The organism is Nostoc sp. NMS8, assembly GCF_017115045.1.
Lineage (GTDB): Bacteria > Cyanobacteriota > Cyanobacteriia > Cyanobacteriales > Nostocaceae > Nostoc.
Genome location: NZ_JABXKK010000106.1, coordinates 122,773 through 137,922, shown reverse-complemented (window position 1 = coordinate 137,922; position 15,150 = coordinate 122,773). Strand labels below are relative to the sequence as shown.

The following is a 15,150-nucleotide window of genomic DNA, read 5'->3' as shown; positions in this document are numbered from 1 at the left end:
AATAGACAGAACTATATTTGTATATCCTAGTGCAATCAACTATTTCATTATTATGGAACCTGTAACATTGACCGCAGTTGCAACAGCGATCGCTACTATAGTTTTAACTAAAGCCCTAGAAAAAACTGGCGAAAAGCTTGGGGAAGCTGCATTAGACAAAAGTCGTAAGTTAATCGAACAGCTAAATAATAAGAATAAATTACCTTTGCTAGCGGATGGAACACAGCAGCCGTTAGATTATGGCAAAGCAGTACTGGAGTTGAAAGCAGCAGCAGACGCAGATACCGAAATTGCTCAATCTGTGCGAGAAGTGGAAGCAGCAACCAACAATGACCAATCTGGGAGTGCTGAGGAAATTCAAAAATTAGCAAAACAAATTGAGTCGCAACCAGCAGTTGTCAACAACTTTGCTAAATTAGCAGATCAGATCAAAGTAGAGAAAGGATCAACAATTGCCCAACAAGTAATAATTGAGCAACAGCACAACACTTACAACTGACTACAGTCGCCTGAACGGGAACAGGTAAAGTTAAATCCCTCTACAGAAACACCGCAAAATTTACCTCTGAGTGGGGTGGTAGAGTTTGTTGGACGTGAAGCGGAATTGCAAAACCTGCATGAGATGTTGCAGGAAAATAATCAGGTGGTAATTGCGGCGATCGCTGGCATGGGTGGACTGGGTAAAACAGAATTGGCCCTACAATATGCAATGGCTCACCGTGAAACCTACAAGGGTGGAATTTGCTGGTTGCTGGCAAAGGCTGGAGATGTGGGTAATCAAGTTGTGCAGTTTGCCAGAACTCACCTTCACTTAAACCTACCACAATATCTGGATGGAGACTTACCCAGTCAAGTGGAATACTGCTGGCAGCAGTGGCGCAAGGGTAATGTGCTGCTAGTATTAGACGATGTTGGAGAATATCAACAAGTTAAGCCTTACCTACCTCCGCCATCTTCTCGATTTAAAGTGTTGATTACCACACGGGAAAAATTACAGCCGCCAATAGTGCGATTAGATTTAGATGTGCTGACTTCATTAGCGGCAATGCAGTTATTGGAATCCATAATTGGTAGGGAACGACTGCGACGCGAATACTTAGTTGCTGAAAAACTTTGTAAGTGGCTGGGATATTTGCCCTTGGGTTTGGAATTAGTCGGGCGTTATTTGTTAGGTGATGAGGAGCTATCTTTAGTAGAAATGCTGCAATATCTGGAAAATGAGCGTCTGAGGAATGAATCTTTAGACGAAACTCGACCAGAAATGACTGCTAAATTGGGTGTGGCTGCTGCTTTTGAGTTGAGTTGGCGACGTTTGCGAAAAAATGCCCAACTTTTAGGCTGTCTTCTGAGTTTATTTGCCCTAGCTCCGATTCCTTGGAAACTGGTGGAAGCTATAACAATAGCAGATGAGGCTCAAGATTGGAAAAAAGCCAGACGTGATTTGTTACAGTTACATCTACTCCAATATAAGGGTGAGAAAATCTATCAACTGCATCCATTGCTAAGGGAGTTTTTTCAAGATAAGCTTACAGATTTAGAACAGGTAGAGGAATTAAAGCGATCGCTTTGTCAAGTGATGGTAGCGATCGCTAAAGATATTCCTCAAACACCCACCCTTGAGCAAATCACTGCTGTTTCCCCCGCCATACCTCATATAGGTGAAATAGCGAATCATCTCATTCAATACGTCAGCGATGAAGATTTAATTTCGCCATTCATCGGTAACGCTCGATTTTACGATGGTCAAGGGTTGTATAACCAAGCTTTACCTTGGTATAAGCAGTGTCTAGAAGTTACCAAAAAATGTTTAGGAGAGGAACACCCATTTGTTGCAGAAAGCCTTAACAACCTAGCGGGACTCTACTACTCCCAAGGCAGATACAGCGAAGCTGAACCCCTTTTTATTCAAGCATTGGCACTCAGGCGTCAACTACTGGAAGAAGAACATCCAGATATCGCACAAAGCATCAACAACCTAGCAGGACTCTACAAATCTCAAGGCAGATACAACGAAGCCGAACCCCTTTACACACAAGCTTTAGCACTCTACCGCAAACTGCTGAGAGAAGAACATCCAGATGTTGCCGTTAGCCTCAACAATCTAGCGGCACTTTACGTATCTCAAGGCAGATACAGCGAAGCCGAACCCCTTTACATACAAGCTTTAGCACTCCGGCGCAAGCTACTGGGAGAAGAACATCCATCTGTCGCACTTAACTTCAACAACCTAGCGTTACTATACTACTCCCAAGGCAGATATAGCGAAGCCGAACGTCTTTACACACAAGCTTTAGCACTCCGGCGCAAGCTACTGGGAGAAGAACATCCATCTGTCGTACTTAATCTCAACAACCTAGCGTTACTATACTACTCCCAAGGCAGATATAGCGAAGCCGAACCCCTTTTAATCCAAGCATTGGCACTCAGGTGCAAACTGCTGGGAGAAGAACATCCACATGTCGCCACTAGCATCAACAACCTAGCATATTTATACCAAGCTCAAGGTAGATACAGCGAAGCCGAACCCCTTTTAATCCAAGCTTTGGCACTCTGGCGTCAACGGCTGGGAGAAGAACATCTAGATGTCGCCACTAGCCTCAACAACCTAGCGGTACTCTACGACTCCCAAGCTAGATACAGCGAAGCCGAACCCCTTTACATCCAAGCTTTGGCACTCTGCCGTCAACTGCTGGGAGAAAAACATCCAGATATCGCCGCTAGCCTCAACAACCTAGCGGCATTCTACGACTCTCAAGGCAGATACAGCGAAGCCGAACCCCTTTACATCCAAGCTTTGGTACTCAGGCGTCAACTGCTGGGAGAAGAACATCCAGATATCGCACAAAGCATCAACAATCTAGCGATACTCTACCTTTCCCAAGGCAGATACAGCGAAGCTGAACCTCTTTTAATCCAAGCTTTGGCACTCTAGCGTCAACTGCTGGGAGAAAAACATCGAGATGTAGCCTGTAGCCTCAACAATATGGCAAAACTCTACTACTTACAAGGACGTTACACCGAAGCTGAACCGTTGTATTTGCAAGCTTTGGAGATTTTTGAGGAACGATTAGAGGTAAATCATCCTTATGCTGTTAAGTGTCGTGAAAATTTGGCAAATCTTCGCGATCGCCTTTCCCCACCACAGTAAAATTCATGTTCCCAACTCCATCAATCAAGCTTTTATCTGCAAGTTCCGCGTTCTAAACGAGAACATTCCTGTTTTTAGTGAGAACGTTTCTGTTTCAAATGAGAATGTTTTTGTTCTAAACGACAACGTTCTTGTTTCAAGTGAAAATATTTTTGTTCCAAATGAAAACGTTTCTGTTTCAAGTGAAAATGTTCTTGTTCCAAGTAAGAATATTTCTGTTTTAAGTGAAAATGTTCTTGTTCTGAGGTGGAATGATGGTGTTGTAAAGGCGTAGGCGTAGCCCGTCGTAGGCATCGCCTCCCCCCAAATCCAGAATAAGCTAGTTTTCTGCAAAGCGTACCGTGATAAAACTGAAAAGTGCGTTAGCGAAGCTCACCGAAGGTATTGCCTGAACTAAAATTCATATTGAACTAAGTAAAAATATCTGATTACTTACTCCAAATGCCATTTTACTTACTCAAAATAAGCTTTTGCTTACTCAAACTCCAGTTTGCTTACTCATTTTGGTGTTTTCCGCAAGTAAAATGAGCTTTTACTTTCTCAAACCCCAGTTTGCTTACTCATTTAAGTAATTCACGCATTCATTTTGGTATATCATTGAGCCGCAAGCTGGCAATTGCTCTAGAAAAGAAGTGTAAATTGCAAGTGATCGCTTAAAAAGGAATCCATTCCAACTGATCTATCCATTCTTCCGCCTCAGTAGTCTCCCAAACCAGCAATATTTCTTGTGCTAATTGTCCTATTGGTATTCTAGGACGCAACCAGAATAAGCCCCAAATATGCCCACCTTCTGCCCAATGTGCTTCTAAATGAGCCGGCATACTAGCACGGTTCTCTGTAACTAAAAGCCGTTGAGATAATTGCAGATAACCCAACACATCAGGGTCTAAAGTTCCTAATGTTGGTGCATTACTTTCACCTACACGCAAAATATCTATCGCCGGATTAAGACGAAGAACAGCTACTTTTAAACGTGGTGACAAATTTTCATCAAGCAAAAAACGAACTTTCATCAAGCACTTACCTGATGTTTATTTCTTTGAGCTTTTAAGATTCTGAGGCGCTGTAGCAAAAGTGAAGGATTTGCAACTGATTCTTGATAATGTTGCTCACGCCATGTTACCAGACGCGACAGATAAGCTTCGATATCAGCACGATTATGCAGATAGTAAGTAATAGTAGCGTGAATTTGCTCCAAACTCAAACTAGGTAGATTAGCAGCAATTTCTTCCGGCGTATATCCTTCCAAGTAATAATCAAGTACATTATCGATGCCGATACGGTGTCCTTTTAGGCGAATATCATCGGCTGATAAAAAGTCAAAATAATCTTCTAGTTGCATTGAGCTAACCCAAATGGAGTTTATAGTTATATTATCTCGCCTCAAAGCCTTGAATAATAGTGTTGTCAATGCTTTGACGTAGCCCATTGTAGACATCCCTCTAGAAAAGAAGTGTAAATGGCGATGTCTAAGGGCGGGCTACGCCTACGCACTTATCTAGTTGTGAATGACGTAGAGCGATCGCCCCAGTGTATCAGTTGCTCACCATCAAGTGAGACACCCGTTCTGCTAAAGCAGCAATAGTCATGGAAGGGTTGCGTCCAACAGCTTGAGGTAAAATTGCCCCATCCGCGACATAAAGATTTTTGTAGCCGAAAACTTCTCCTTTATGATCGACCACACCATCTTCAGCAGTTGTCCCCATCTTGCATCCTCCAAGGGGATGCACTGTTAACAAACTACGGAGAACTGACCAGTAAAAGGGAATATAAAGCTTACCGCCGTTGGCTTGGGAAAGTTGCTTTTGCAGATTCAGGATGGCATCAATTGCAGACTTTGAGCGCTGGATATTCCAGTCAAGTTTTAAGTCTGTTTCCCAAGGTTTGAGCCAGTTACGACCGAGAGAAAGTTGCCCATCAGCAGCATCAACACCCGCACCTAGCCAAACCATAACGTTGCTTAAGGGATTCTTTTCATCTAAACCACGCTGCAAATGGTTGCGTAAAGCTAAAGCAAATAAACTGAAATTACCAGAATTCAGTTTGCTGCTAATGGCATTCAGCAACATATTGGGAAAGCCATCATCTTCAATAATAAAACTCTCTCCCTGAAAGCTACCATCAGTAAAGTCCATACCTGCGGTAATCGTTGGGCCAATGGACTGCCTAACCTCAACATCTTTACCGTAGAAATCAGGGGTAAGAACGTTAGCGTTAGCGCTCCAATTTTTACCGAGTTGCTGACTAACTTTAGGTAAAGTACGGTACTTATCGCGGCTATTTAATAGCAACTCACTAGAACCAAGGGAACCTGCGGCGATGACAACTATTTTGCCCCTCTCTTCCCCACGAATTAGTTGCCCATTTTCGATGCGGTCAAAAATAACGCGATAACTACCTTCTTCTGGTTGAATATAGCGTACCAAGTGGAGCGATCGCACCTCTGCACCTTTGTTTTCTCCAGCCGGGATATAGTTCAAATCGAGGGTATTCTTGGCGTGGACATCACACCCCAAATCACAATTACCCAAATGAATACAAGTGCCTTGCTTTTGTCCTTGGGCATTGACAAATTGCCGGGAGTGCTTTTCATTCAAGGGGTCTTCCAGTTGGTAATTCCAGTCTGGATCGAAGGAGATTGCTAAGGGCATACTTTGATAGCGATCGCCATACCCCACTTTTTGCGCCGCTTGTTCCATTAATTTTGCCCGTTGGGTATGCTGCCCTGGAGGTATGGGATGGACACCCATCATTTTCCGCACGCGATCGTAATAAGGTTGCAATTCACTGTAAGTAATTTCCGGTGGCCAACCCTGCTCAAATCGCGTTGGATTTGCTTCTAAAACCACGCTGGAATAGCACAGAGAACCGCCACCAACTCCCGCCCCCTGAGCAACAACCATCCCCTTAAAGAAACGTAAATCGAGCCAGCCATTATGTTTTTGCGGCTGGGTGTGTTCATAAATCCAGGCATCTTTGGCTTGACGTGGGTATTGGTCTTTCGTCCAACGCCGACCGCGTTCCAACACCAAAACCCGCGCTCCCGATTCAGCCAAACGGCAGGTAACTACTGACCCACCAAAGCCGCTACCGATTACGATGACATCAAATTGCTGGCTCATATAATTTACTTAATTACAACGGGGTCTGAAGGGCGGGCAAGGCTATCTCTTTTTGGTACAGGGATATCGCGGGGAATCCAAAAGTGTATCCGTTTATCGCAACCTTCGCAGATGGCATAGTCATTCAATTCAATTACACCCAACTGCGTCCACTCTTTTTCATCGAAGTTTTTGACGTTGATGGTGTAGACCAAGGTATTGTTAGGATACTTTTCTAGTCGCAATTCATCCCGAAAGTCTTCTGCATCAATTTTAGGTGTGCCTTCTGCCACTCTGAGCATAAACAGGTCTGGGGTAACAACCTTGCTTCCTGGTTCGACACCAAGGGTAGAAATCGGAAAGACTTGGCGAAACCCTGGTCTTTTATCTACCAGTCGGAAAATTACGCGGTTAACAAGTTTAGCGCCAATATCTGGGCCAACGTCAGGAAAATTGGTTAACTCAGTATCAGTGATATGCTTCGTCTTGATGCCTGTGAGATAATCGACAGTCACGAAATTACCCGGTTTTACCTTTTCGTGAGGATTGAGGGTAGGATAAACTTTACCAGCTAAACCTAAGGCCCTGCGATCGCCCCGTTTAATTCCAGCACCAGCAACGGAAAGACGAGCAAATACTAAACCTTCTGAACCCTTGGTAAAATAACCTGTGTAAGGTGAATCCTCAGTGATTTTCCAAAGACCTGAATAGCAAACACCATTAGCGTGGATTAGCTTATCGTAATGGGGGCGGATATCACGTCTGTCGAATAAATTCCGCGCTGCGTCATTAAACAACTGGACAAAGGTTGTCAATCCTACACCTTGTTGGTAAGGCAGAGGTTCACCATAGGGTTCACTAAAACCAACTTCTTTGACTTCTTTGTAGGTAGACCCGTCATACTCGAAAACATCGTTGTCCGGGGTAGAAGCTTGAGGGTTGTTGAGCATAGTTAGTATCAACAATGGGATTTGGAATAAGCACAAAACTGAGTCAATAATCCCGAAAGCAGGATAAATATTAGGGTAAAGAAAGAAAAAGAACAGAACTCCAGGCGGACGGGAAAGGGTCGCTAATACAGCGTTGGGAGTGTAGCGGTAGGGGTCATTTGCTCCAGGAATGTAGAACAGCGACAGCAGAACCACTAGCAAACCAGCAAAAGAAGTCCATACTGGGTCTTGGCTAGGTCTTTGGTGAAGTAATTCCAGCAACCAATTCGGTGCAAAAATCGCCGGTAAGCCAATCGCCCAATCTTGGATAACCCCTAGCCAGACGATGCGGCGAAACCAAACAGCATATTTGTTCATAGCTTAGTTACAAAGTTTTGAGATATTCAATTAATGCTTGTTTCTCTTTGGCAGGTAAATCAGTGCCATAGAGATGTCCTTGGTTACTATTAGCAGGAACGCTAATGTCGTATTTAAAACCTACACGTTCTGCTTCTTCTCCTTCGGAAATAAAGCCAACTTTCTTCTGGTCGTAGACATCAAATCCTCGGTAAAAAGATTGGGGACGATTCTCTGGTTTTTCTAACAAATCTTGTAGAGATGGCACTGAACCGTTATGGAGATAAGGCGCTCTTAACCAAAGACCATCCAGGGAGACAGATACATAACCATCAGTCTTCCGCAACTCATTGAAGTCCCAAGGATAACCATCACCAAATTTGTTGTAAGTATCTGCTCCTTGCTGCGTCCACATATCTAGACGGTGGCGGTCAGTTCCCACTTCTGCAACAGGAATAACCTTACCAGTCCTTTCGCCACCAAATGCATGGCAAGATGCACAAGTACTGCTGAAAATTTCTTTTCCTTGTGTAGCTAATTGCTTATCAACTGCAAACGGATATTTGGGAGGCGGTAATTCTGAAATATAATCTTGTACCCTTTGGAGATCCTCTACTGGTAGAGACTCTTTAGTTGCACCGTCACCAATAGCCCCAGTTTGCACCGTTTCTCGCAACGAAGTTTCTAAACCATCCCAATGCAGAGCAAAGTTTTGGTGTTGCTTTTGATTCCACAAAGGCATCATATCTGAGTTACCAATGGTGTCATCTTTAGGCAACTTTAAGGTAGTGAACTTCACAGGGTTAAAGGGGTCAATCCTACCCGGCCCCCAATTGGGACGAGAATCAGTCCAAGCAAAGTCTACTTTTTGTTGCAGCAATCCTTTCTTAGTTTGGGGAATAATTACAAAGCGATAAAGTAGATTTTCCCACCAAGAAAACTCATGGCTATATTTAATTTCATCAAGAATATAGTCAGGTTCAAATCTAGGGTCACTAGCAGCGTTACCAAGAAACCGAACATAGCCTTGAGAATCAAATCTATTCGCCGGGCCAGCTGCAATAATTGTTGGCTTATCTTTGAGGTTTTCTCGATAAGTAGCATGATGACAAACAGCGCAAGTTATCCCAACTCTTGGAAACCCAATGGTTTTTTTTGCAAAACCGACTGGTAGCTCTTTACCTTCTTCCCATGTAATTCCTAAAGAAGTATAACCACCTGGGCCTGGTAGCTTATCGGGAAAGATCCGCGGCAATACTAACCAAATCCAATACGGTACACCTTGCGCCTGTTCTGTACCAATAGAACCATATTTAAAATGATCCTCTGGTAACTCATAAACTTCGCTAGGAGCTTCGCGGAAAAGACTGTACCATCCCGCGTAACCCACAACCCCAAAAAGAAGGACAATAACTACAGCAATTGAGGTGATTATCTTCCCTAATTTTGACTTAAGTATTGCCATAAACTTAGGTTTCTCCTTGCTAAAGTGTCCTTCAAAGTTTCTTCATGTACTCAACAACTGCATCTTTCTCTTCTGGGGAAAGATCAACGCCGTACAAGTGACCGCTATTACTGTTACCATCAAGTTTTGTATCGAACTTGAAGTATTTTTTACCATTTTCTTCAGCGACATCAGAGACAAAGCCAACTTTGGCTCTATCGATAACGTCGTAGCCGCGATAGAATTCTTGTGGTCTGTTCTCTGGTTTTTCTAGTAAATCCCGGAGGGTAGGAACTGAACCATTGTGCAAATAAGGGCCGCGTAACCAAACACCATCAAGGGGCATATTTGCATAGCCATTAGTCTTACGGAAATGCTTAAAGCGCCACGGATACCCTGCATACAGAGTATTTTGGTTAGAAATGGTTTCATAAGTGAATGAATCTAGGCGATGCCGGTCTGTTCCAATTTCTTGAATTGGAACAACTTTGCCTGTATAAGCCCCACCAAAAACGTGACAGCTAGCGCAATTACTTTCAAAAAGTGGTTTTCCTGTAGCCGCTAAAGTTTCGTTAACTTCGTAGGGATATTTTGGTGGTGGTAGTTCCAAAAGCCAATCGGCAATTCGATCAATTCGAGGCAAATCTATCGTTGTGGGTGTAACTCCAGTGCCTAAAGCTGCACTTTTATTACGTTCATCAACAGAGCTATTGTTACCATCCCAATGCAACTCTAGTCCCTTGCGGGGTCTTTGATTCCAAATTGAGGGGAAATCAGAAGTACCAATTAGTTCATCCTGACGCAATTTATCCATTGGGAAATGGAATTGAATTGCTTTATAAGGATTAAAAGTATCTACTCTTCCTGGCCCCCAATCTGGTTGTGTTTCCACAAACTTCAGTCGATATGCCTGATTAATTAGTGCATCTCTAGTTTGGGGAATTGCAATGAAGCGATAAAGTAATTTTTCAATGGGATTCAGACCACCACTGATTTTTTCAATTTCTGGTAACATCCGGTTGGCAGTAAAGCGCTCATCCACGCCAACTGCTGATAAAAACTTGATATATCCCTGCAAATTCAGCACATTAGCAGGCATGGCTGTAATCACTTGATGTTCGCTATTAGGGGTATTTCGCAGTGTTCCTGTATGACATACAGCACAATTCAATCCAACTCGATCAATAAATACTCTCCGTTGCGAAAAACCTACAGGCAAATCTTTATCAGGTTCTTTGATAAATCCCAGAGAAGTATAATCTTTTCCAGGTAATTTATTTCCAGGTAATTTATCTGGGAATAATTCTGGTAAAACTTTCCAAATCCAGTAAGGAATACCATTGATAGGTTCGCTACCAATTGAACCATATTTAAAGTGGTCTTCAATGCCAGCATAATCCACTGGGGAGTTAGAAAAAACAGGCCAAAGGAAAAATACTGCTACTGCGACAACACCGACAATTACAACCCAAATTCGCCGGAAGATTCCCTTAATTGAGGTCGGGAGTAGGGTAGGGTTTGTTTGTTCAGTCATGAAACACTCCCCATATTGTCGAGATTATTTGTAAGCGAAATCGTCAATTTGATACCCATCGCTTTTTTATTTAGATGAATTGGCAAACTGAGTTGGATGAAAGACTGACATTACTTCTTTCATCATCTCTTCGTAACTATTGAAGCGATCCTGTTCGTAACAACCTAAAGGATTTTCAGTTACATTCAGCAGGCATTTATTACAATAGGTACAGGGTTTATCTGCTAGGTCTTTACCTGCTTGAAAAGATTTAACTAAGTCATTATTAGCAATTAGGGTACGAGCCATTGTGACACCATCACAATACTTATCATTAATTGCCTGACGAATATAAGAAGCCTGTTGCAAACCACCAGTACATAGTACGGGAATATTAACGTGCTTTTTAATTTCTCTGGCATCTAGTAAGTTTCTGCCTTGGTTCTCTGCCAGTAGTTGCTTAATTTTAGGGTCTTTTACATCATCACCACTAAATGCTTGCGGAGGCAATTGCTTTTTGACCCGATTCCATAAAAGATTGAAAACGGGATGCAAAAATGAATTGCGAAATATAATATAGTTGCGTGTAGTCTCTACCCCACTCGACAACATGGTGTCATAAGTTTTACTAATGACATCGAAATTAAAATCACCAATGGGATTGAGCGGGTGAGGAAACAAGCTACCAGTTGATACATGAACGCCATCAGCCCCAGCTTCTTCTGCCCATTTACAAACTTGAATAGATTCTTCTATGGTATTACCTGGTTTTTCCCAAAAGGTGACGGCGTTGTTATAATCAATAGCACTAATTTTGAATTGCAGGTGAAAGTCGTTGCCTACTTCTTTGCGAATTGCTCTAATGACATCTAGCAAAAACCGCGCTCGATTCTCTAATGAACCACCATATTCATCTTGACGGTCGTTAATTCCAGAACTGAGAAATTGGTTAAAAAGATATCCATTTGCACTGTGCAATTCTATTCCATCCAAACCTGCTTCCCGGACACGTCTAGCACCATCGGCAAAGTATTGGATTGTTTCTTTGATTTCTGCTAGTGTCATCGATTGACACAAAAAGCCGTGGAATGGCTCGGTTTGGCTAGTGGAACTTAATGCTTTTTTTCCTAAGTTTTCTACACCGCCAATATCCTGCTGTCGCCCAGAATGACTTAATTGCAAGATAAATTTACAGTCATATTCATGGACTTTTTCTCCTACTTTTCGCCAAAAAGGAACGGTTTCATCAGAGTGAATTGTGGCGTAATTAGGCATAATTCTGCCCCGGATGGCGACTGGAACAAAGGAAGTAATAATTGCCCCAACGCCACCACGAGCAAACTTTTCTTCCCAGTTGATTCGGGCTTGAGTACCTGAACCATCGTAGTTATCCCATCTTCCTGAAATACTAGAGCGAAATATCCGATTTTTTACTGTGAGATTGCGGAATCTCAACGGTTCAAAGATAATATCGTTTTCCATTTATTCCTCTGTCTTTTGTGTTGTTTCGGCAATAATATTTGGCTTGGTGAATTTTTTGTAGCACCAACAGTCTCACCAGAGAACTGCTATTTTCAGTATCTCTGGGAGGTCATTTCTTTATGTCTACAAATCTACAGTGGAGGTTTTCGGATGGGAACGCTAAGTATTAATTTTTTGTTACTTAGATTTACTTACCAAATTTCAGCATGGGTATTTAGCCTGGTTTTTACAGTTATATAAAGACTTTTGCAATTTGTAAACCTACGGTATTTACAGAGCAATTCTTAAAAAAAGTGAAAATTTTCGTCTTTTTATTTCTCTTATAAGGTTAAGGCAACATTAAAAAAAGCACTTGACAATTTGTTACAAACATTACCAAGTACGTAAGTAACGCCTATAACCATAGCAAATTGGTTATTCAAACCACTGTAAATTTACAATTTTTTAAATTTTTTGTTTAGAAATGTATAAAAGTTTATTAATGACGTTTTGCAAACTTGTGTAGTAAGTTCATATATAGCGAACCTCAGTAAGGTACATTTTAAATCATCAAAATATCCCAAGACTAAATCTGGAAAATGGGAAATTAGCGATGAAGTATTAATGTGCCTCTGCAAACGTGAGGTGCAGTGGAGAAGGTTTAGGGGTTACAACCAGAGAGTTTTATGAAAAAGACAAGTCTATTTTTTAAGGGCTGTCTGCTCCTCCTGTTCGTGACTATGTTTATAGTCTGCGGCTTTTATGGAACGCCTACAGCTTTCGCTGATGAGTATAGTGAAACACCTGCGCCCATAAGTAACAAGTACTCTGACACTGATGTAAGCGAATACCCTGATAACTGTGAGGGTATCGGTTATCTCCCAGAGTACACAAAGGAGAATTTGACAGATGCCGAAAAACGGGGTCGTTGCACCTGGTACTTATGGACTGGCGGTAATGACAAGTACTATCGTGATTTAGCGAAACGGACACATGGCGGTGCCGATTTGCTAAAGCTGATTGACTCAAAAGAGCATGACAAGCGATTTGAGTTATATGGCGCAATTAACGATCCTGGATGTGAAAAATCTATAGAAAAAGATGAATACGGGTTGCGGCTAGATAAATGTAAAGACCCGCTCTCAACTGGCGTGATTGGGTTGCGTAAGTTCCCCAATCCCAACTTCGACCAAGCAAAATGGAACGCTGATGAGTATTTCAAAACCTCACAAGTCGAACCTCCCTACTTAATTGGACAGTCTTGTGCTATCTGTCACGTGGCGTTAGATCCCCTTAACCCACCCAAAGACAAGGAACATCCAAAATGGGAAAACCTCGTACCAGCATTGGGTAATCAGTACATCAAGGAAAACAAATTCTTTGGAACCAGCGTTGGGGAAAATAGTTTTATCAAGCAAGTACTTGACTCTCAAAAACCTGGGACTTCTGATACTTCGCGGATTGCTACGGATCATATCAACAATCCGAATGCGATCAATGCCATTTTTAATTTAAGCGATCGCCCCAAATATCCAGAGGTAATGAACGATGGTTCAACCAAGGATGTGAATCATATTCTCAAGGATGGTGCAGACTCCACAGGAGTGGCAACTGCCTCACTACGGGTTTACGTCAACATTGGGATGTGTGGCGATTACTGGACAAGTCTCCATGAGCCTTTATTAGGTAGAACTCCCCAAAAACCTTTTGACATCGCCAAGGCGCGGAAAGACTGCGAAGGCTGGAGACAGACAGAAGCACGGATGGCTGATGCCGAAGCATTCTTGAAAACCATCAAGCCGATGCACCTGAAAGATGCACCTGATGGTGAAGACTTCTTAACTAAAGACGAGGAAGTTCTCAAGCGTGGCAAACTGGTTTTTGCTAGCACTTGTGCTAGTTGCCATTCCAGCAAAAAGCCACCAGATGCGATCGCATCTGACCCCGAACAGGCTCAGAAATGGTATGAAGAGTCTGTACTTAGTAGTAATTTCTTAGACCACAACTTCTTATCTGATGACCAGCGTTATCCAGTTACCCTAATTGGTACCAATGCGGCGCGATCGCTAGGAACAAATGCCACTAAGGGGCATATTTGGGATCAGTTCTCATCCAAGACTTACAAAGAACTGCCATCACCAGGTACTTTGACGCTATACAACCCCTTCGATGAGAAAAAACCCATCGAATTTAAAATACCAGACGGCGGTTTGGGATATTACCGTACACCTTCGCTAGTAAGTATTTGGGCAACAGCACCACTTCTTCACAACAACACACTAGGACTTTACAACGAAGATCCTTCGGTGAAAGGACGTGTAGAAGCCTATACGGATGCGATTGAAAAGCTACTTTGGCCTGAAAAGCGTGAGGGAATTATCAGCAGGACATCTAAAGATACGAAATTAGAGCTTCCCCCAGGAGATCCGAATCCGAGATTTAGAATTCCTATTCCTAAAGGTACACCTGTGAATTTGCTGGCAAGCATTAATATCAGAGAGGCAATTACATCTCTCAATCTCAGCAGCCTTTTCCAAGACTTGAAACCAGGTGGAGGAATCAAGAATAAGTTGGCACGTGTGCTTTTAAGAGCCAACAAATCTCCTGACTTCGTGGAAGATGAGGGTCATTATTTTGGTTCCGATCTCCCAGATGAAGACAAGAAAGCCCTAATTGAGTTCGTGAAAACGTTCTAGTACAGCTTTGTGTAAAGTCGTAGTTTTTTCAACGCAGAGGAACGCAGAGAATTCACTACGAATTAATGAAATGGTGTACTAAGGGACTGACAAATAAAAAAATACTCAATTATTTCTTGTGCGGTGGGCGTTTGGCTCGCCTTGGGCTACAGGCGCTCATGTTGCCCACCCTACAAGATTGGATAATTTATTTGTTGTCAGTCCCTAAGAGGTTGTTTGAAAAGTATTTCGCTGTGACTTTAGACACTTTTAGATCCCTCCTAACCCCCCTTAAAAAAGGGGGAACCGGAGTCAAAGTCCCCCTTTTTAAGGGGAACCAGTGCGGTCTTCTCCCAAGGGGAGACGCCAAGGGCGATAGCGCAGCGTTAGCGAGGTACGAGCGTCTGGGGGTTTCCCCCATGAGCAACTGGCGTGGATTTAGGGGGATCTAGAATGTTTTGCTACCAAGAAGAGGACTTTTCAAACATCCTCTAAGACAACTTATCTGGATGCTTTGCACTT

Annotated in this window: 10 protein-coding genes and 1 pseudogene; 4 read left to right on the top strand and 7 right to left on the bottom strand. The window is 42.7% G+C overall.

Annotation, left to right across the window (positions count from 1 at the left end; genetic code table 11):
* Positions 1-52: 52 nt before the first annotated feature.
* The 3 genes and pseudogenes from HWQ39_RS28550 (at position 53) to HWQ39_RS28535 (ending at position 3,422) form a co-directional block, all read left to right on the top strand.
* Entirely contained in the window at positions 53-499 is a 447-nt protein-coding gene (locus tag HWQ39_RS28550; RefSeq protein ID WP_292852940.1) for a hypothetical protein, read from the top strand.
* Between the two features lie 75 nt (positions 500-574).
* Positions 575-3,148 (top strand): annotated as a pseudogene (locus tag HWQ39_RS28545) (tetratricopeptide repeat protein).
* Positions 3,102-3,422 carry a hypothetical protein gene (locus HWQ39_RS28535; RefSeq protein WP_292852934.1) on the top strand — a complete coding sequence of 107 codons (321 nt, stop codon included), beginning with the start codon at positions 3,102-3,104 and terminating at the stop codon, positions 3,420-3,422. The pseudogene HWQ39_RS28545 and the gene HWQ39_RS28535 overlap by 47 nt, the downstream one beginning before the upstream one ends.
* 379 nt (positions 3,423-3,801) lie before the next feature.
* Here HWQ39_RS28535 and HWQ39_RS28530 read toward each other — a convergent pair whose 3' ends face one another.
* The 7 genes from HWQ39_RS28530 to HWQ39_RS28500 form a co-directional block, all read right to left on the bottom strand.
* Positions 3,802-4,161: a DUF5615 family PIN-like protein gene (locus tag HWQ39_RS28530; RefSeq protein ID WP_292852931.1), complete on the bottom strand. Its 360-nt coding sequence runs from the start codon at positions 4,159-4,161 to the stop codon at positions 3,802-3,804.
* Entirely contained in the window at positions 4,161-4,490 is a 330-nt protein-coding gene (locus HWQ39_RS28525) for a DUF433 domain-containing protein (protein ID WP_292852928.1), read from the bottom strand. The genes HWQ39_RS28530 and HWQ39_RS28525 overlap by 1 nt, the downstream gene beginning before the upstream one ends.
* A gap of 193 nt (positions 4,491-4,683) precedes the next feature.
* On the bottom strand, positions 4,684-6,270 hold the full coding sequence (locus tag HWQ39_RS28520) for a GMC family oxidoreductase (protein WP_292852925.1): 1,587 nt from the start codon (positions 6,268-6,270) through the stop codon (positions 4,684-4,686).
* Positions 6,271-6,275: 5 nt separating this feature from the next.
* Positions 6,276-7,556, bottom strand: coding sequence for a hypothetical protein (locus HWQ39_RS28515; RefSeq protein WP_292852923.1), 1,281 nt, complete (start codon positions 7,554-7,556; stop codon positions 6,276-6,278).
* Between the two features lie 7 nt (positions 7,557-7,563).
* The gene (locus HWQ39_RS28510) at positions 7,564-9,000 is read right to left on the bottom strand and encodes a cytochrome c (protein WP_292852920.1); all 1,437 of its coding nucleotides are present in this window, start codon (positions 8,998-9,000) and stop codon (positions 7,564-7,566) included.
* Positions 9,001-9,031: 31 nt separating this feature from the next.
* Complete coding sequence (locus tag HWQ39_RS28505; RefSeq protein ID WP_292852917.1) at positions 9,032-10,513, bottom strand: cytochrome c; 1,482 nt, start codon at positions 10,511-10,513, stop codon at positions 9,032-9,034.
* 66 nt (positions 10,514-10,579) lie between these two features.
* Positions 10,580-11,974, bottom strand: coding sequence for an NADH:flavin oxidoreductase (locus HWQ39_RS28500; RefSeq protein ID WP_292852914.1), 1,395 nt, complete (start codon positions 11,972-11,974; stop codon positions 10,580-10,582).
* Positions 11,975-12,639: 665 nt separating this feature from the next.
* On the opposite strand from HWQ39_RS28500, the gene HWQ39_RS28495 reads away from it, so the two are divergent.
* Positions 12,640-14,649 carry a hypothetical protein gene (locus HWQ39_RS28495; RefSeq protein ID WP_292852911.1) on the top strand — a complete coding sequence of 670 codons (2,010 nt, stop codon included), beginning with the start codon at positions 12,640-12,642 and terminating at the stop codon, positions 14,647-14,649.
* Positions 14,650-15,150: the final 501 nt, after the last annotated feature.